The following is a 19,340-nucleotide window of genomic DNA, read 5'->3' on the forward strand; positions in this document are numbered from 1 at the left end:
GTATTCATCTCAGCCTACTGTCGTAGGTTCGCGTCTACGAATTTCTTTAGCAGTCGGCGACTAACAGCGGCCTCGACTATACCGGCGGGCATAATGTCGCTGCCGGTGTGCAAGCATGCCTGGCACCCATCGACGCACAGGTGGCCACTTATTCGATAAATCTGATCGGCTAGACGTGCTTCTGCTGACAAGCTGTCTTCCTGGTTCGCGTCCTCAATGCTGGCGTAGCAATGCAGTAGAGCGTGTGTAGTGGGGGTTGCTCCAGATCCTTCCCTAGCACGTCCGACAACCGCACTTACTAACTCCCAGGTCGAGGGTTGGCGCCCCATTTGTTCTCGCAACGCATCTTCAATATGTCGAGCCTCACTCCATAGATCGTAATAGGCGAACTCATAGTCGCCGATTGACTCAACGCCGTACAACACACGTAGCAAAGTATGGAATGGGACTTCGTCGCTTTCGGCTAATCGAAGATCTCTCCTAAGACTATCGAGGGTTGTGGCATCCCGAGGGCTCAGGAGTCTCCATTGAGGGTGGTTCTCCTTCATTTGCCATGCCCGTGCTAGTAGCGCATCTTCGGCTGCATTGGGACATTCAGTGAGGAAACCCTCAGCAAGATCCTTGAGGGCATCATCCAACCGTCCCCCGAATGTGCGTGTAGTTCCATCTCCATACTCACCATTCTCGGCGATCGTTACGATATCGTCTGCTGCCATGCCAAATTGGATTGGTAGTTTAGCGTGACACACTACACGGCGTTCGTCCCCTCGCCCGTGCAGAACAAAAGCGTGCTTAAGGCGAATCGCTAGACTATGCAACACAAGGCTGCGCAGATACATTTTAAAGTGTTCTGGGTTCTCTAGGTTGGTGAACACTTCCCTCAGCAAATCTTGGAAGGCTTGTGAACCCGCAGCCTCCGCGACCTGTTCGGTGCGGCGCTCGGACAGCAAGGGGTGCTGATGAAGTACCTCCTGATAGGTCTGCAAGAACAACTCGCGGACACGTCGCCTGTCCCATAGTTTAGTCAGTTGTAGGAGTTTCTTGCGCAGAGTTGGGTTACCTGCTGCTGCCGCAATAATTTCGGCGGCTCGCTGGGCCTGATAGCTATTCATGTCGACGCTCCGTGCACGCCGCTGAACGATATATCGCAGCATTTGTAGGCGGTACCACTTGCCCTCTTCACTATCGGGACTCATTGCCGCGATCTCATGATCGACAAATCGAGAAAGGGCTGCACTATCGATGTGGAATCGGACACCTTCAGTAGTTACTCGATAACCGAAGAGCACCGCTTCGAGAGTCTTTGGGTGGGTGAACAATTGGCTGATCTGTAGTGAATCTACACGTGCATCACAGAATCGAACTTCGCTATCAGCACCCCAATATACACGGGCCAGTTGTAGTCCGCTCTCAACGTGTGTAAGTGTGCCACCGGTATGGATGTCCAACCGTTCGATTATCCCAGATAGCACTCCTGGGTCATTGCTGTGCGCAGACGAGGCGTCGGCTTGGATAACTGGAAAACCTCGTAACTGGCCGCTGCTCTTGTGATGAACCTTCAGCGCCTCATCCAATGTTTGGGTGCCGGCAGGAATTTGAAAGAGCTCTGTGTAGTCTGTATTTGCCTGCCATCGAGAGACCCATTGACCTTGCAACTTACCGCCAATTTCAGCTTTTACGTGCCTTGGGCAGAATACAACTGGATGCAGGCTGCTGCTTTTGCCGATTTCTTTACGTGCCTCTGCTGGAAGCAACTGCAATAGGGCATCCGCACCGCCAAAGTCGAGTTGATTGGCATCGGCCATTTCCTGTGCATCCAGCCAGGGCTGACGCCCAGCGGAAGGGGCTCGCCAGTGAAGTTCCCTACTTCCATAGCGGTGCGTCATGTTTCCCGGAGCAATATTATTGAGCGCCAGGGAAATATCCTCATTTACGCATTCGTCTTTTTGCTCCCGCTCAAAATGCACTGTAAGTACTGGGAGGTTCACGGTCTCAAATAGAGTTTTGGGTACCCAAGGTGTCCAGGCACGCCTCTGGTTGGCATTCTCTGCAGATTGGAGTGGGTGTTCTGCCGCCAGTTGGACTGTCCGCCAGAAGGTATCTAAGCAAACGGTATCGAGAATGGAATAGACGCTGTTCCCGAATATTTGCTTCAAAGCTCTATCCGCGTTGGTTGCTACACTCGGGTGTAGGCAACCCGATCCGTCGATTCCCGACAATTGTTTTTTTGCCTCGTGACGGGCGATTACATCTAATACCAGAGTGATGGCTTGACCACGTACGACAGCGTGGTTGGTCATGTTCAGTGGTACTTCAAAGTGCTTACTGTCGAGGAGGGTTTGAGGCTTTCTAAAATACCAACTGTCGCGGGCTGAGTAGGGCGACAATGTAATTCCGGTTAAGGGCCTGTCGTCTGCCCCGCGTCCTCCACGACCTTTCCGCTGAATGAAGCTTGCGAGATTGACCGGGGCATAATGTTGGTAAACGAGGGTCATATCTGGGTCATCGTAACCGACCTCCAAGGATGATGTAGCAAAGACGATATCGCTGTCTTTTATCATTTCCTCGGCACGAGCACCGGCACCAGACCATACCGGGCTATTAGTAACCTTTAGGGGGGAGTTCGGCTTATAAAGTCCGTTTGCCGTCCATTGCCGATTGTCGTTGGCGGCGAAGAACCAGCATTCACCCTTCGTAAAGCAATCGCAGCCAATGGGCTGTTTACAGCAGTGCTGACGCAGGCCACCAGTGGCGGAGTCTGGGAAAGAATAGGTGCGAAGTCGCGCTAGATTATTGTTCTCTTCGGCATCCTGATAGTCGTGGTGCAGACGCTTGACTTTATCGACCGAGTCCAGAAAGACGATACTGCGGAAACCACCTTCTGTACCCGTACGCCGTCGCATGCCATGAGCCAGTACCATCAGACTTTGAATGGTAGAGGAAGCGCCCGCGATGTCCTTACCTCGCGACTCAACTTCTGGTTGAATGAAGTAGAAGTACTCGCGGCCCTCGATACTGAGTTCGCGCTCGTGATCGTCAACTTGGATTGCCGTGACGGCGTTACCTCCTGCCAGAGTACGCCACACTTCGGTTGGTTCGCCGAGTGTGGCGCTCATACCGATGGCGAGACATTTTCCGCCGTTAGCCTCGGCTCGCACCATTAGTCGTCGTAATGCATATCCGATTTGTGCACCGTGAATATGCGAGTAGAGGTGAATCTCATCAGCCAGTAGCGCTCTCGGAGGTGCATGCTCTGGGTGATCCCCGAAGAGAGATCCGTACCTGGGATCTCCTAACCACTGGTGTAGAGACTCAGTTGTCGGTAAAAACAATGCTGGTGGAGTTTCTATTAGGCCTTGCTTGCTTCCGATCCATCCATTGTACCCCCAGTCGCATTTAGCTCCGATACACGCGAGGCGGTCGGCACCCTTGATGCCTGCTCCTGGATTTAAATGCAGGAGAGAGTCGCATTTTGGACAATGGAAGAAGGGAAATTCATAACATCCAGGCGCTCCTACGCCGGGCTTCCATACTTCCTCATTTACTTTGAGGGAGAAGCTTCTAGGCACGTCACCGTTCTGAAGTCCAATTGTTAGTAAGGGCACCGAAGGATCTACGGCGAGTTCAGCTAAGTAGCGGGTTAGGCGTTGGGCCTGATTCGCCGCCAAACGCACACGGGGATAGACGAGAATGGCTCGGGTGCCATGGATGTGTCGTAGCCGATCATATAACGCGCCGATGATAAGCGGTAGACAGGCAGCTTCGGTCTTGCCTGCTCCTGTGTCTGCAGTTATGACAAACCGATCACAGGCTTCGTCTGTTTGCATCCAAGCGGGTACTAATGTAAGTAAAGAACGTGCTTGAAAGCCTCGTAACGTGGGGTCTTCGACCTTCCAATCGCGACATAGTGCGGCCGATAAAGCGTCAACCGCAACTGAAAACAGTGGTTCTTTAGCCACCAAAATTTTGAGTTGAGCAACAACAGTGCTTAAGAGGTGAGTAGGTTTCGGCTTGTTGCGATTGCGTATCTCAACCTTAAGTCCTCGAACGAGAAAAGGTCGTCGGTCAGAGTCTTCGGGAGTGAAGCGCTGCTTAACATAGCGCACTTCGCGTGCAAGTTCGGCCATACGGCTTCGCAGTCGCCCATCTTCGGTATGCAGCAAATGGCCATGTAGTTCTAAGCGGCGCACTGCTCCTGCTACTGCCGATTTGCTTAAGACAAGACTCTCTGCCAGTCCTCCTATATTGTGCCAGCCCTCAAAGACTCCGAAATTTATTCGGCGGGCCTCCAAATCCTCAAGGCGATTCAGAACGCTAAAGTCAACGTCAGACAATTTTTCATCAAGGGGGGCTGGTGGAATGTCTCTTTCTTTTGATTCCGGATTGTTTCCACTCAAATCCACAACGAGACGCTGGTACTTATCCTGGGAGAAACAGACTAGGCCCTGCGCTGCCAAGTCTGCACAGATCGGATGTAACAAATCGCTACCGTCTGGGCTTAAGCAGTCAAAGCGGTCTCTCACTAGGTAGTAGAGCGGGGGAAATCGACCATTGCGAGTCTGCTGAATCACTTCTTCCAAGTGAGCCAGAAGCGTATCTTTGGCGATATTATAGAGTCGGCGCGCAGGTTCCAGTGGATAAATACGAAAGTACTCGCCGTGTTGGGTCTGAACAGGAATTAGGCTAATAACGCCATGTCGGTGAAGTGTAATCAGATCTGACAAAATTTCCTTTGTTTGCCTAGCTAACGCTTTTGCCAAAAGATAGTCGCGTGCTACACCCTTATTGTCCGACATGGCTTGACTACGAATCGTCGCCAGCATGCTTTGGAGCCAAGCGCTCATCGGTGGAAGGTCGACAACCAAAGGATTTGGTAGTGTGCTGATCTGCGGTAATTCGCTGGACTCATCGAAACTGCCCAGTCGAATATTGACTTGAACAGGCGTCCCATTTGGTAGTGGGAGTCCGATCTGTCCTGCGTCTCGGGCCTCGAATACAAACTCTCGTAAAATTTGAGCCGAGTCGAGTTGGTCCTGTTCGGACGGAACGGCATCCAGCAAATTACGCGACACGAGCAGTATGAACTTTGAGCGTGCCCGAGTGATAGTGACGTTCAGCCGAAGTGGACTGAAGATGAAATCTGCTTCAGCCAACGCAAACTCTGAGTCTGCAACTGTGTAACTCGCAATAATTGCATCGCGTTCTTTGCCTTGAATTCGATCAACTGTCTCGACCACAACCTTGCTGCCTCGGCTATCACCAAGAAGTTTGCGAATAAGGGCATTCTGCGCTCGGTGAGGGCTTACTACTGCAAGGCGCTCGGCCCAAAAAGCTTGGTCAGAGTCGTCTGAGTCTCCTGGTTCAAGTCGGGTTCGAAGAAGCCTCGTAAGATGAGCGGTAAGCTTTGCTTCGAATTCATTGCTAGTAGCGGCAGAAGGGCCGTCGTGCAATAGGACGCACAATGGGTGTTCGGGGTCGAGAACACGCTGTTCCCATTCCTGTAGTCCCTCGCGCCAGTTCGATCGTAGGTTTAAACGACGTTCGTAAACAGGCGCAGCACTAAAATATTTACCTTCGTAAAACTTGCGCTGGGGATATCGGGTTAGAGGTCCGTTGAGACGAAATGTCTCGTCTAGCGAGAATTCGCTGGTATTGCAGGAGCGCAAAAAGGAATACAGCGATCCGCCTAGCCGAGGGCCGGAGGAATGGTGCTTGTGTTCCTCACGAATCGGCGGCAGTTGGCGATCATCGCCCGCAATTAATACGCGCCCGCCTGGTGCCAGCGCCGCAAGCGCCATAAGCCCCTGCGATACCAACATCTGGGAGGCCTCATCCATGCAGACGAGCCGAAATAGCGCAACTGTATGGCCATCGCTTGGTGGCTTCGGAGCTTTTGTGATAAGCCGATTCAGTTGCCAGACCGTGCAGCCTAAGATCGCATGTGGTTCGGAAAGCTTATTCCAGATCTCGTCAATTGAGCTATCACTGATGGCAGGTAGTTGTTCAACTCCCTCAGGCAGAGGGCCGGCAGGTTTCCCTAGGTAGTACATTGGTACTGGTACTGGAAGGTGCTTAGATAGGCGCTTCGTGAGGCCTTCCATGAGATTTGAAATAGCGTTCCGGGTGAATGCTGTCACTAAAACCCGGCAGGGCGTATCACTGCGTCGGCAAGCTTCTAGATATCCAGTTGTCATCCATGAGAGAGCATGAGTCTTACCGGTTCCAGGCGGTCCAAGAATGAGTCCTACCCGTTGATTAGAAAGCCCCAACCAGGCATCGCGCTGCGCTTGCCGTAGTGGCTTATCTTGTTCTCGAGCATTAATTGCTGGTTCCACCACCTCGGTCAGGCCTTGCATCCACAGTTCGGCATCGTTCGGGAGCAGCGTGGACGCAAATTCTTGGGGGTTGCGAAGGAAAAGCTTGATGTCATCCTTGGTTTGCACGGGCGGGACTCTATTTAGCGTCAAGGTAGGCTAGAAATTCTTGAGCGCGGTAGCTGGTGAAGTCTTCGTAAACCCGATCAAGGAACCAGCCTGGGCCCTCGATTTCGCGTAGCCACTGCTGAAATAGCGGTTTGTCTTGTGGCTTGTGAATGGTCACGAGGATACTGTCGAATTGGTGTTTATCTTGCCTAGGGGCGATCGATACTCGGCATTCGCCCCAGCGATATGGGTTGAGGCGAATATCAGGATCATCGTTCGTCAAAATTAGAGCGAAATCATCAGAGGATATATCGCTATCTTGGCTTTCCAGAGGTATTTTGAAGAGTAACCATAGTTTTCCGTTAGTATTGCCACTTTTCAAAAGCTTGAGTTCTGCCATGCACTGTCCGCTTGCGCGTCGTTGCGGGAACGCCTGAGTAAGCCGAACCAGCGTAGCTAGCATCGACGAGCGCGCCTCTAGCAACTCGTATGCCTGCAATATGTCCAAGTCCTTCGCGTTTAGTGGGTCGAGCATAGTTTGGAAGCGAAATGGCCTTTTGTTAAGTCTCAAAAAACGTTTTGCGGAGTTAAGGTTTTCCTCAAGTAACCATTCAACTAGTGACGCTGTCGTCTCAAGCCGAGCCTCGACATCTGCTTCAATCGCTTCAAGATTTCCTCGATCTTCTGAGTTACGAAGAGCTCGAATTACATCCATGGCTAAGAGCGATGAAAACTCGCGCCGGAACGGTCCGTGCGGCCTATAAACGTTGCAGAAATTCGCGTCGCAGACGGCGATCGCCTCGCTGACTTGGCGAAGGTCATAGGATACTCGTACAGGCAATGCAAACAATTGCTCGAACACGCTTCTGAGCGCTGTCGCAGGAAGGTGGTGTATACCGCGTAACTCCGGTTCTGGTACCAAATCTTCAGGCGGAAAGAGCCTCACCGCATGCAGTAGCCCAGTTCTAATCCTTGGGTCGTCTAAATGTCTACCGATGGCGTTCTGCAAGTACTGAGCTTCTGTCGGCTCAAACAGAAATATATGTGCGTGCAATTCCGCATTTAGATCTCCAACGTGTTGTTGATTATGTAAATCAATCGCGGTGAGGTCTTCAATGAGACTGCCCATAACATCAGAAATTGCATTCGCTTCTGCTGATTTGTCACCTTCCTTCAGTACGCGCACTATCGAGTGACTCTTAGTCGCGCTCTTGAATCGGTATCCGAGGGTGACTAAATTGTCTTCTACCGGGTCATAGTCCGCAACAATGTAGAGTGCCGCGTCCACGCGCGGAGGCATTAAATATGTCGCTAGGTCCGGAATGCGTTGAAGCCTTCCTTGAGTCTGAGCCTTTGCACGGGCGATCAATACTTCAGCCCTTCGCTGTAGTGACCAATTTAGGTTAGGGCTTTGGGCGTTAAGATCGGCTTCAGTGAGCGCACCTAAATTGCTTATTCCTCTACGCAGTAACGTTTTTTTGCCTTCGTGGGTAAGTCCAGGAACAGCTGAGATATCTCTATCCGCGGCATCGGCTTTATTGATGCTTTTAATGCAGTGCGGCAGGTATTGGCACTGTTCGCATTTGTAGTAGATGTGGAAAAAAGTGTCATCGCGATAATGTGATACTTCTTTTTGACTGATTGTTAGCAGTTCACGACTAAAAAAGTCTTTCACGAGTCGGCGGTAGGGTTGTAGGTCAAAAACCTCAGACCGATGTATGCCTTCGTCTGCAAGGGTTCCTTCCTTGATGCACCAGATTTCTCCTTGAGAGGAAATAACTCCAGGCACTCGCAAATCTACCAGAAGCTTTTCAAGCAACTCGGCGTAAAAAGCCACTTGAGCTTTGTGAAACGCACGAGCGGACTGAGTGCCTTTGATGTCGATAATACTGAATACAGGCGGCTCTACGCTACGATCGACTCGTATGAGATCAGGAAACGAGCGACGAAGAGATATCCCGTCTGGGAGCTTCAGCGCGGTACTCGCAGTACGGCGGGCGTCTAGAGTTGCCTGTGGGGCATAATTATGCGGGAGGCTGCCTCGTAAAAAAGCTTCTGTACGTGCTTGGCTCAGTTTGTCTTCGCCAGGGGCAAGGGGCAAGGCTTGTCCCGTGGCGATAAGTTTTTGTACGATGGCAGTTTCGAACTCGTTCCCTAGGCTAGCCCATGCGCCAACATCCGTGGGTACCTTGTCCACACCGGCAGTGACCAATTCATTGGATTCCATCATTTCGTAGCGCGTCTTGCGCTCGCAGCGGTACTGAAACCAAGATTTAATCGTAGAAGCGCTAAGCGAAAGGGGCATTCGAAACTCAAAATAGAGATTTGTATCCCGAGCATTGCAGACCTGCGATGCGACCGCAAGAGGTAGGGTAGGGACGAGATCTACTATATATTTTCTAACGACGTGCGATGCTTTTTCTGCGATATAGGATGAGGTCGTTCTCAAGCAGTTCAGCCGCGAGGGAAGCAGTTGTATCCTGCGTTAAGGCTGAGTTAAGTAATTTCTACTGAATCATCAATATTTTATGTTGCTGCAAGCTAAGTCGCCACTTAGGGTTGCTCTTGCAATAATCAACAGTGGCCTCAGTGTTTTTTTTTGCATGTGGGCCATCCATTGGTTGAAGGTAGAAATGTTTAAAATTTAGGTGCTCATACAAATATGGCATGGAGTCACTTTGCGGGAATACAAGCTTCAGTTCATCACCTTGGGTGATCTTTAATTGAGCGCTTGATTTTGGGCTAACACAAAGCCAGTCTATACCCGAGGGGGGAGCGACGGTGCCGTTGGTTTCAACAGCTATGCTGAAGTTTAGCTTGTGCAGAGCGTCTACCAATGCGTCATCGACCTGAAGTAAAGGTTCTCCGCCGGTCAATACCACATACTTATGATTCTGGTGGGATATTGGCCAAAACGAATCAATGGCATGGGCAAGAGCTTCCGCATTTTTGAATTTATCCCCACCTTGACCATCTGTTCCCACGAAGTCCGTGTCACAGAATGTACAGATCGCGCTAGCCCTGTCCTGTTCTCGTCCCGACCAGAGGTTACATCCTGAAAATCGGCAGAATACCGCGGGTCGACCCGCTTGGTTGCCTTCCCCTTGAAGGGTGTAAAACATTTCTTTGATGCTGTAAGTCATTTTGTTTACTCATCTGATTCAAGTAGGTGGCGAGTGCACTGATCCGCCACCGCTGAACCATCATCAATCTCGTTCTTGAATGTACTGCTCATATCCAGTTTTGCGCAGTTCGCAAGCTGGGCACGTACCACACCCGTAGCCCCAATCATGTTTCTGCTGTCGAGTCCCGAGGTAGCAGGTGTGGGACTCTTCTTGAATCAGGCTAACAAAATCTTGACCGCCTAGGTTTTCAGCCAAACGCCAGGTCTGAGCTTTGTCGAGCCACATCAAGGGGGTTTCAATGATCACGGGAGCGTCCATTCCGAGACTCAAGGCCACCTGGGTGGCTTTAAGGGTGTTGTCCCTGCAGTCTGGATAGCCTGAGTAGTCGGTTTCGCACATTCCTCCGACTAGTACTGTGAGGCCCCGTCGGTAGGCAATAGTGGCTGCGAACGTCAAGAACAGCAGATTCCTCCCGGGTACAAACGTATTGGGAAGTCCATTCTTTTCAAACTCTATGGTTTTCTCAGCGGTCATCGCCGTATCGCTGATTTGGCCGAGTAATTTGAGGTCAAGCACGTGATCCTCGCCGAGTCGCTTGGCCCAGTTCGGAAATCTGTTACGTACCTCCTGCAAGATATTCAGCCGACATTCGAGTTCGATTCGATGCCTCTGGCCATAATCAAAGCCAATGGTCTCGACGTGCTCGTAACGTCCCAGCGCCCAGGCAAGGCAGGTGGTTGAGTCTTGTCCGCCTGAGAATAAAACTAAGGCTTTGGTGTGCATACTGCTCTCCTCGGAACTGGGTCCGGATTTAGCGTCGTTTCAGTTCTTGCTTGAGTTTTTCGGTCAGATACTTAGTTAGTAGTCCGATATCAGTGGGCGTGTTCTGGATACCATTCCAGGGGCGTCGATCGGTTTCAGAAATGTGCCAATCGCCACTTGTCCATGCCGTATGAGGTTTCAAAAGTTTTAGACCTTTGATAAAACCTTCCTTGCTGGTTGTGCCTTGATCGGAGTAAAGCAACTCCATAACGAAGCTCAAAGACACCAGGCCCGCCCCGTGTTTCAAACGTGAATTCCTGGGCGCTAGTCCTTCCCATTCCGATTTGAAAACTACACGCACTGCATGGAAGAAGTTATTGATAAGTTCGATGCTGCGCCCCTCAAAGTCATCAAACTTCATGAAGCTACGAATCGCGCCATCATTCGCAGAGTTCATCACGAACTTCTGCATCGCCATGTCGCTTAGTACTCCTCTAGGATTCGTATGTTGTTTGATCTCGCCAAATAGAGAGGAGTTAGGCAGAAAATTCAACAAATCAATAATGCGAGCAGCGAATTTACGACTCGTGAACCGTTCTGGCAGGCCGTCAACAGTCGGTAAAAGTTCATAGATCAGCGATTTTGGCAGCGGCCTCGTATTGTTGACGAGCACAAACTGCTGCCGCAGTTCGTTGTAGTCTTTACAAATCAATGCAGATACAAATACCTGGAATCCAGGTTTTTCCATCGTCGCAAGGGCGCTAAGTCGTTGTTGTCCATCGACCACAAAGCCTGGTTTTGATTCGGTAGCATCAATAATGATTTCTACAATACCCTCGCCGAGGTCTTTAATCGTTACCCCATCCAGAAAGGCCAAAATAATTGCGTTAGGAAGCAATGCATCGTCGCGCTGAAGATAGTCACGAATATCTCTGATGTGCGACGCGACTTGATGGCGCTGAAAGCCTTTGAGGTGGCCTTCTTCATCGCGGCCGACTCTCTCAATTTCAGAAAAATCTAAAATTTCATTTGGAGTGGCCGCAAACGAAAATACATCATGCCCTGAGGCCTGTTGGGCGCGCACACCCTTAAATCGATAGATCATTGTTTCGAAAGTTCCAGGGTTTTCTGAAGGTGGCGGTGGTACACGCCTAAGTTATGAAATCCGCGTCTCTTGTTTCGATTGCTGGCTCGAAAGATAATAGTTTCGATACCCGCGGACTGACAAATCGAACATTGGCATTTTTGCCACGGTTTATCTCTCAGCGTGGGTGAGATTAGTCGGACATGCTTGTCGATTTCTTTTTCCATTTCTATTGATGATGATATCGATCCGGAAAGAGTCAGTCGGAGATAGTCTACTAGCACGGCTAAAGTTGAATCAAAGTCGAGCAGGTTTTTATCGTAGTCGCGGATCGCTAGCAACGCCGCTTTTTCTTTGATTTGTAACTCTTCTGCGCTCAGAGTGCCTTTTTTTATTCCTTGCATCAGGCGTGGATTTTCAATCGCCTGAGGAATGCGGATAGCAGTGTAGTAATCCAGTTTGCTTGTATTGTTGCCCATGTAGTAATTACACTTCGCATCTTTAAATGCGCGTATAAGGGGGGAGGTTGAGTCAAAACTGGTAATGCCATATCCGGTGAATTCATGGATGTTCTCAGCTTTAGCAAAACCCAGCAGATGAATATTTGTCTCGGGCTTAAGGACCGCTCGAAGCTCTTTCAAAACCTCATGGATTTGATCGACTTTCAAAGGTACTAGACCTCCGATCGCCAAGTAGCGATAACCCATGTCTTCGAGTTGTTTTGCAGCGTTCGCCATGCTTTGAGGAGACCAACCCTGCACCGCTCCAAGAGGTTCGAAAGGCCATTCCGCCTCCTTCACTAAACGCAGAAACTCTTGCGCATTTTTGAGCGTAATTTCGTACCGAAACAGCACATCTTCCGACTGGCTCAGCGCTGGAGGATTGCTGGAGTCGCAGTTGAATATGATGTGGTCCGGTGAGCAACCGTGGGTGAATCCCGCATCTGAGTAGAACTCTACTACTTCGCTTGGGCTATACGCGGGGGTAGGGTGCTCTACATAGGCGAAAGCCCCGCAGTCACCTAGGACCATCGTATCTTTGAACTGAATGCCATCGAGTCGTAGAAATTTGCGCGCGCCTTCTCTGAGGAAGCGCTGCTGCTCGGAAGTCGAGTACCGAACCTTTGAATTAGCGACGCCATTTGCAGGTCGCACTGCGCTCATCGAGACCAAGAGCCCATCATAAGGGACGGGGGTCATCATTTCGTGCGCATACTGGTCATCCCAGTATCTCTTCCGGCCCGGCGCATTTCGATCGTTGATGAAATCGTAGTCCGGGTCTACGTAGTCTTGGGTGTCGGCGTATAAAAATTTCATTGGTGAGCGCTGGTCATATAGAGGCGGATCAAGGTTTCTTGCAGCGCCTTGATATCTTGAGGGGTGCTTTGGATTTCATTCCACTGGACATTAATCATCGGCCACTGACCTGTTGTCCATGCGCAGTAAGGGGCTACTCTGGCCAGTTCTTGTAGCACGGCTTCGTAGGTTTCGCGCTGACCACCGATTTTGGCGTAGATCCGATCCATAAGCACTCCCATGGCTATGATCCCCGCTGAGTGCATGAGTCGACTGCTCTTGGATTCAAGTGCCCACGCCTCTGGAAACGTATCACGCACTGCTCGCCAGAAGGTCGTCAGTAGGTTGTACATGGACTCAACGTTCGCCGCACCGTCGATGCTGGAGGTGTAGGGAGCCAACGCCCCCAACGGATTACTGATGCTATTACGGATCATCGTTATTACAGCGGTGTCAGTGATCACTGCTTTGCTATTTTGCTCGGACGACCGCTTTATGAGTTTGTGGAAAGGGGAGTTGGGATCGCGGCTAAGAAGCCCGCACAACTCAGCTGGTGCCTTGCGAGCACTCAGTTCGCGGGGCAAAAGGATGCTGCCTGTCTCCGGCAGTAGTTCGTTGATCAGTCGAGTGGGCAAGGGTTTGGCCTTGTTGACCAAAATAAATTGCTCGCGCTGGGTGGTTAGGCTGTCGGATACAAAACCGATCACTGGCACAGGAAGATCCGAATTGGCCGCTTTCGCCAACGCCAATGAGCGCTGTTGCCCGTCCACGATCCAGGCAGACCTCATTCCTTCCTCCCTGATAGGGATCGTCAGCGTACCCGCTTGCGAAAGCCCCGCGTCGCCTGTCGGCTTGCTTCCGCGTGCTGCAACAAAACGCAGGTCAGGAGACAGCGCTAAGATAATTGCATTGGGAAAAAGTACATTTCCCTGATTGAGGTACTCAGTGATCCCTTTGACATGACTCTTAATCTCGGGGCGCTGAAAACCCTTGAGGGGACTGCTGTCTTCGCGCGACAGGCGGCTGATGTCGGCAATTCGGACCAGGTCAGATCCCCTGATGAATAATGCATACACATCAAGGTTGTCGCCTTGCGTGGTGCGTAGCGCACGCACCACAATCGCATCTTCGCTCGTCATGCTTTGCTCTCTATGCTGTCTTGACCTTTGATGTCCTGCCAGATCCTCCGAAAGCGCGACTGCTCGCACGACACTAGGGCGTCGTCCCTTAAGTAGCGTAACAATCGGGTGGAACTGCCTTGGTAGTCAGCCCACACACACTCAAGCATGCAGGCAATTTCACTGTCCGATGCGCGCCGCCGGATGGTCGTTTTTGCTAGGGATAAAAGATCCATCGCCGCGCTGACGCTCTTTCGAGCGATCTCAGCAGGAGCACTCGACAGTTCAAGAATCTCAATGAAATGACGCAGGGCTCTCTGAGGGAAATCGTTGCGAGTGCCTGGTAGTGTTGAGGTTTCAAGGCGTTCGTCATAGGGCATCGCTATGCGTCGTAAATGGCTGGGGAGCATCTCGATGCCTGGGCGCGAAGTGAATATTCTGAGCTTGTCGATCTGCGTGTCCCTGATTTTTCCAAGGTCTTCGCCTATCAACTGGACATAGTTTGAAGAGAGGGCAATGAGCACCAAGTCGATGTCGGGTTGGCTGACGAGGTCCGCTAGGGCGCTTCCCTTTGATTGGGTGACATTCACGGCTTCCCACCAATCTGATGCGCGCACACCCAATTTTTCGAGGCGTGGGATGATAGAATTCGGATCCTGAGCCACCGTCAGGTTGTACGGTGGACATCTCTGATCGCCTTCAATCAACCCTAAGCCGGTCGACGCAAACATTAGCTTCGCGTCCAACTTCGTTGCTACACGCCTCGCGTCAGAAACGCTTCTGCCCACGTAAAGTGAAGATGCCATCAGAGTGGTGGGACGTTCGTCTATTTGCCCCTTCCACGCCTTTGCCATGGCTGCAATCGATGAATAACACTCGTCGTTCAGCACCACCGGCGGCAGGCCGTCGAGACGTTTTCGATTGGTGCAGTTGGTGATGATGACGGTTCTCATGGGAAAACTGTAGGCCTGTTTTGACTGGTCTTGCATTTATCTGAGGCTGACAATTTACCATTTAATAACTGTATGGGCCAATGCGCTTAGGCTAGTTTTTATGCGGAAGGGTTGGTATAAGAGCCTCAATACTGCTGCTACCCCTCTTTCTGGGGGGCCGTTCGATGAAGGAAGAGACTCATTGCTTAAGTTCAGCGCAATCAAGGCGTTACAGAGCCCAACCCACCAAGTGGTATCGTTTGCGGCTACCGTTGAGCAGATTTTGGCGATCGCTAGCATCGACCGAGTCAAGCGTGATGATCGTGGCGCCCTTCATGGCTTTCAGCGGCCACAGGTGTCCAAGCACATACGAGAGATCCGCGACTACCTCTCCCGTCCCGATGCGGTAATGCCCAATGCTGTGGTGTTAGCGTTTACCAGTGGAGTCCGGGTGGTGGAAGGAAATGGAGCCTATGCAGAAATTGAGGTGGATATTTCATCCGGCCCTCCTGGGTTCGTTGTGGATGGTCAGCAGCGCCTATCTGCGTTAGCTGGGCTCGAGGGGAGTTCGTTCCAGTTACTGGTGTCTGCTCTTGTGTGTGAAAATCAGGAAGAGCTTCGCCGGCAATTCATTCTCGTCAACAACACCAGTCCATTACCGAAGTCGCTGGTATATGAACTGCTCCCGTCTGTCAGCGGCCTTCCATTCAGAATGACTTCCCGCGCCCGCGCAGCCCGCATCGTGGAAATGCTGAATTATGACGATCGATCTTCTTTGCAAGGACAGATTAAGCAGCATACCAACCCCTCAGGGGTCATCGGTGATACGTCGCTCCAGAAACTGGTAATGAATTCCCTATCTGACGGTTACTGTCGGGAGGTGATTGAGTTGTCGGGAGGTGAGGATCGGTGTTTCTTGGCCATCAGTGAGTTTTTCCAAGCGGTCCAGGAGGTGTTTGGAAATGCTTGGCATGGTCACACACCTAAAAGCTCTCGTCTCGTCCATAGCGCGGGGATTATTTCCATGGGGTTCGTCATGGAGCAGTTGTGTGCTACAGGAGCGCCACTGGCCCCAGTATTCAAGTTAGGCCTTAGAAAGCTACAAGGATATACAGCTTGGACGCTCGATTCGGGAGAGTGGTCCTTTAAAACAGGCAACCGGCCATGGAATGGAGTTCAGAATTTACATGGTGATATTCATCTTTTGACTGATCATTTGACCAGGGTGGTTCGAAGTTCGGAACTCGTACCTAGCTAACTGGTGCTCATTACTAATATTTAGGAGGCATTATGACTACTTTGGTTTCCTCGGATCTGTCTCCAGCCCTGGCCAGTGACGCCAGTGTAAAAGAGTTCTCAGAAGTCATTCTTCACCTGTCCATGGCTTTTCAGGAGGCATTGAGGAGGCTCGCAGGGCAGGACGAAGCTTTCCCTTCGGAAGGGTATGGCATGCTGACTGAAGCCTACGGTTTGCGGACGCGTGCGAATATTCTCTACCTGACGCCATCTACCCATGTGGTGCAGGGATTAGATTTTTCCCAAGCCGCTATGTTGGGGAAACTCGAAAAAATATTGAATTGTTTGAGTGATGTAACCGATTTGCGCACTGTTAACTCCATTTTGGTTTCTGTTATCACCATTGCGTCAGCGCTGGGTGAGGGGCGAGCCAAAGTTGTAGAGTTTTTGTTTGAAGCGTTATGCGTCGATCTTGAGTCTTGGAAGGTTTAGTCTAGCTGTTTGTTTTTTTTTGCTTGAGATACGGGAGGAATCAGTGGAGATTTTTAAAGAATTCGTTTTTGAGGCCGCTCATCGACTGCCCAATGTTCCAGAAGGGCACAAATGTGGGCGTCTGCATGGTCACTCCTTTCGTATTGCAATTTATATTGATGGCCCTGTCGATAGAACGTCGGGTTGGGTCAGGGATTTTTCCGAGATAAAGGAAATCTTCGCGCCTCTGTATGAACGCTTAGATCACAATTATCTTAATGAAATTCCCGGACTGGAAAATCCGACGAGCGAGATTTTAGCCGTTTGGGTTTGGCAGGAACTAAAGCCATTGCTTCCAGAGCTATCCGCAATACGTATTCACGAGACATGTACAAGTGGATGTATTTATAGAGGGCCGGAGGTATAACCACTCTCGTGTAAAGAAAGTAGAACTATGTGCCGTGTGTAGTTCACTGGATAGGTGTAGGCTTTCATTGTCGAGTTTGGTGGTTAATTTTCTTGTCTAGCTCGGCACAGGTCACCATCCCAAATCAGCGAAACCGGCTGTACGTCACGCGGGCCGTGCCTTTAAAGACAAACGGAAGCAGCGAAAGCCGGACTTCCGATTGTGCGCTCGGGAAACGGAACAGAGCGCGGGGAGGGCGCATCTATTCGAATTGATTGCTGACGGGCTGTGGGCCTCCTGAAGACCCTTTGATCACAAGGCCCAGGGGCCGATTTGGAATCAAACCAAAGCGTCAAGCCCCTGACTAATACCTCCAAATTCGACGTTTTTGGGCCCAAATCGCAGTGCCAAACAGACCGCAAATTCACCCGACTTCTTGCTGTTTTGGTGACAAACCATTTTGCAGGTAGTTGGCACCGATTGAGTGCCGCTGAACCCTCGAAAGATCCGTCGGCCGCGGCTTATAGCGGTCAGCTCGGAATCCCTTGCAAGGTCCTGGTCGGTGCCAAATCCGCTGCTAACTCACACTATGGCCTGAGGCTGGCCGGCAGGCGGACCTCGCCAAGATCGCCAACGCTGGTGCCGAGCAGGCCCGCCAAGCAACAGAGAAGCAGCAGGCCGCCGAGAAGGCACTTGCTGATCTCGACCAGAAAGCTCAGAAGGAAAAGACCAATGGCCTCGCTGAAAATGAAAAGCTGCGCCGTGCTGCTGACACTGCTCGCCGGCTGCGCATCGCGGGAAGTTGTCGCTCCAGTAGTGGGGGCGTGTCCAGTTCCACCAGCCCCGCCAGCCTGGGCGATGCAGGAACCGTCGAACTCTCTGCAGCTTCTGGATCGACTGTTTTCGATATCCGCGCTGGGATCATTGCCGACCAAGCAGCCTTGAAGGCGCTTCAAAGTTATGTGCGCAATGTGTGTGGTATGCGCTAGTAAATCAGCCTGATACTTTTGCTATTGCTGTCTCCCGCAGGGCTGTCACTGCCGCGGGGGAGGTGGCGGATTGCGCTGCACCTACATAATCAAGCGTTCGAGGCTGAGCGACTATTAATAGCTGTTTCGAGAGGCGTCGACGTGTCTGGCGAGAGATGCATTGGTTCGCTTTGACATATCAGTGATTTTTCAACCCTGCGCCGCTCACGCTGGCGAAAGGCTCTGATTGCCGGAACTGCTAGGACGAGGGAAAAAGGCCAGAGCACCAGGGCATTCAGGATGACCAAGGCGCAGGTGAATCGGTCAAAACTGCTCGCACCAACGAACACCAGCACTTTTTCAAGAACCATGTTCGGTTCGACCGGCAAATGGGTGTCGTTGGTCCAATTATGGCACCACTGCTTGACCTGGACGCATAGCCCAATGAATAACGCAAAAATCCAGACGGCCCCCAAAGAAAAGCCAATCAGCAATGTGGTTATGATGATTTCCATTCTAAACCCATCCCTTTGAGAACTGATCAGCGTGCAAAGTTACTCTGGAGTTATGACGGCCGCAAGTGGCGCCTGTATGGACGCGCTTACCTTGGCCCAGCGTACTCCCAATGAGTTTCTGATCATCGATGCGGGCGATCTGGCTGCAATTGCTGACCAAGCCCGAGCCCGGGGAGTGACCTGCGAGCAAGCCTACGACTCGCTTCACTGATGGCGATGATCCTGGATGATCCATTCAGGAATAAACCAGAATCGAGCGCCACTCTGCTGGCTTTCGATCTGGATGGCGAAGTCCTGCTTGTCGATGATGGTCCAAGTGTCGGCACGATCGAATGGGCTGTTGCTGGCGCACACCGGGCTGGCAGCAGCACCTTGCATGAACTGGTTGAGTGCAGTCTTCATGCCTGTCAGGTCAGGGCATGGTTATGCGGAAGGCAAAAGTAGTGCAGATGCACCTTTAGAGCGCCATTCGAAGCCCGGGCCCGCTTTGTAGCAGTTAGGGGTATGATCAATAGCAATGCCAAATAGGTTGCGACCTGATTCAGTGTGGCTTGGCGGATCGGCAGTTCGTGTTTTGTTTTGATGATGAATACTCCTTGTATTCATGTCGAGCTTTCGCGGAAAACGAAGTATTTACAGGTGAAAAATCCAAAAAACGCCACTGTTATTATCGCAAAAATCTGAATGATCTGGTGAGGGTAATGCAGAGTGTCGACAAGGGTGTACAGGAGCAAGAAGTTAATCAGGTACCCGGTTACATGCATCTGCACGTAACGGATTAATGCTCCTCGATTTTTTCTCTGAGAAAATGTCCACTTGTAGTTCGCGATATAGCCAATAGCGACACCTGTTAGATACATCAGTGTCATTGACAGTTTTTCGCCACTCCCTGAATAGACGATCAATAGATATCCGAGATAAAGCAAGGAGTTGTTAACTAGGCCGACGATGCCGTAGCGGATTAATTGGCCAAAAGCAGGCGTGGTGAAAAAGCTCATTCGGTCAA

The 19,340-nt window shown here is 51.1% G+C and carries 15 protein-coding genes; 4 read left to right on the forward strand and 11 right to left on the reverse strand.

Translation table 11 applies throughout. The annotated features are described in order from the left end of the window. Positions 1 to 14: 14 nt before the first annotated feature. The 8 genes from BSF40_RS12480 to BSF40_RS12515 form a co-directional block, all read right to left on the reverse strand. Complete coding sequence (locus BSF40_RS12480; RefSeq protein WP_095965346.1) at positions 15 to 6,443, reverse strand: AAA domain-containing protein; 6,429 nt, start codon at positions 6,441 to 6,443, stop codon at positions 15 to 17. Between the two features lie 10 nt (positions 6,444 to 6,453). Beyond that, the gene (locus BSF40_RS12485) at positions 6,454 to 8,652 is read right to left on the reverse strand and encodes a hypothetical protein (RefSeq protein ID WP_141249735.1); all 2,199 of its coding nucleotides are present in this window, start codon (positions 8,650 to 8,652) and stop codon (positions 6,454 to 6,456) included. Between the two features lie 277 nt (positions 8,653 to 8,929). Then, entirely contained in the window at positions 8,930 to 9,565 is a 636-nt protein-coding gene (gene queE, locus BSF40_RS12490) for a 7-carboxy-7-deazaguanine synthase (protein WP_095965348.1), read from the reverse strand. Between the two features lie 63 nt (positions 9,566 to 9,628). Further along, positions 9,629 to 10,330 carry a 7-cyano-7-deazaguanine synthase QueC gene (gene queC, locus BSF40_RS12495; RefSeq protein WP_095965349.1) on the reverse strand — a complete coding sequence of 234 codons (702 nt, stop codon included), beginning with the start codon at positions 10,328 to 10,330 and terminating at the stop codon, positions 9,629 to 9,631. A 28-nt stretch (positions 10,331 to 10,358) separates the two neighbouring features. Continuing rightward, positions 10,359 to 11,414, reverse strand: coding sequence for a DGQHR domain-containing protein DpdB (dbpB, locus tag BSF40_RS12500; protein ID WP_095965350.1), 1,056 nt, complete (start codon positions 11,412 to 11,414; stop codon positions 10,359 to 10,361). Continuing rightward, on the reverse strand, positions 11,411 to 12,709 hold the full coding sequence (gene dpdA / locus BSF40_RS12505) for a tRNA-guanine transglycosylase DpdA (RefSeq protein WP_095965351.1): 1,299 nt from the start codon (positions 12,707 to 12,709) through the stop codon (positions 11,411 to 11,413). Before dpdA ends, dbpB (BSF40_RS12500) begins: the two co-directional genes overlap by 4 nt. After that, the gene (gene dbpB / locus BSF40_RS12510) at positions 12,706 to 13,827 is read right to left on the reverse strand and encodes a DGQHR domain-containing protein DpdB (protein ID WP_095965352.1); all 1,122 of its coding nucleotides are present in this window, start codon (positions 13,825 to 13,827) and stop codon (positions 12,706 to 12,708) included. Before dbpB (BSF40_RS12510) ends, dpdA begins: the two co-directional genes overlap by 4 nt. After that, entirely contained in the window at positions 13,824 to 14,759 is a 936-nt protein-coding gene (locus BSF40_RS12515; protein ID WP_141249736.1) for a hypothetical protein, read from the reverse strand. Before BSF40_RS12515 ends, dbpB (BSF40_RS12510) begins: the two co-directional genes overlap by 4 nt. Before the next feature lie 181 nt (positions 14,760 to 14,940). On the opposite strand from BSF40_RS12515, the gene dbpB (BSF40_RS12520) reads away from it, so the two are divergent. The 4 genes from dbpB (BSF40_RS12520) to BSF40_RS33505 all read left to right on the forward strand — a co-directional run bounded on the left by dbpB (BSF40_RS12520) (position 14,941) and on the right by BSF40_RS33505 (position 17,796). Next, positions 14,941 to 15,996 carry a DGQHR domain-containing protein DpdB gene (gene dbpB, locus BSF40_RS12520; protein ID WP_095974524.1) on the forward strand — a complete coding sequence of 352 codons (1,056 nt, stop codon included), beginning with the start codon at positions 14,941 to 14,943 and terminating at the stop codon, positions 15,994 to 15,996. Positions 15,997 to 16,028: 32 nt separating this feature from the next. Then, the gene (locus BSF40_RS12525; RefSeq protein ID WP_095965354.1) at positions 16,029 to 16,466 is read left to right on the forward strand and encodes a hypothetical protein; all 438 of its coding nucleotides are present in this window, start codon (positions 16,029 to 16,031) and stop codon (positions 16,464 to 16,466) included. A 43-nt stretch (positions 16,467 to 16,509) separates the two neighbouring features. Beyond that, positions 16,510 to 16,872: a 6-carboxytetrahydropterin synthase QueD gene (gene queD / locus BSF40_RS12530; protein ID WP_095965355.1), complete on the forward strand. Its 363-nt coding sequence runs from the start codon at positions 16,510 to 16,512 to the stop codon at positions 16,870 to 16,872. A 726-nt stretch (positions 16,873 to 17,598) separates the two neighbouring features. Further along, positions 17,599 to 17,796: a lysis system o-spanin lipoprotein Rz1 gene (locus tag BSF40_RS33505; protein WP_141249738.1), complete on the forward strand. Its 198-nt coding sequence runs from the start codon at positions 17,599 to 17,601 to the stop codon at positions 17,794 to 17,796. 133 nt (positions 17,797 to 17,929) lie between these two features. Here BSF40_RS33505 and BSF40_RS12540 read toward each other — a convergent pair whose 3' ends face one another. The 3 genes from BSF40_RS12540 to BSF40_RS12550 all read right to left on the reverse strand — a co-directional run bounded on the left by BSF40_RS12540 (position 17,930) and on the right by BSF40_RS12550 (position 19,332). Beyond that, complete coding sequence (locus tag BSF40_RS12540; RefSeq protein ID WP_095965357.1) at positions 17,930 to 18,334, reverse strand: hypothetical protein; 405 nt, start codon at positions 18,332 to 18,334, stop codon at positions 17,930 to 17,932. 204 nt (positions 18,335 to 18,538) lie between these two features. After that, a complete protein-coding gene (locus BSF40_RS12545; protein ID WP_095965358.1) occupies positions 18,539 to 18,736 on the reverse strand; it encodes a hypothetical protein in 198 nt (65 codons plus the stop codon). 200 nt (positions 18,737 to 18,936) lie between these two features. Next, positions 18,937 to 19,332: a GtrA family protein gene (locus tag BSF40_RS12550; protein WP_095965359.1), complete on the reverse strand. Its 396-nt coding sequence runs from the start codon at positions 19,330 to 19,332 to the stop codon at positions 18,937 to 18,939. Positions 19,333 to 19,340: the final 8 nt, after the last annotated feature.

This window comes from Pseudomonas sp. ACN5 (assembly GCF_002303975.1).
Taxonomy (GTDB): domain Bacteria; phylum Pseudomonadota; class Gammaproteobacteria; order Pseudomonadales; family Pseudomonadaceae; genus Aquipseudomonas; species Aquipseudomonas laurylsulfatiphila.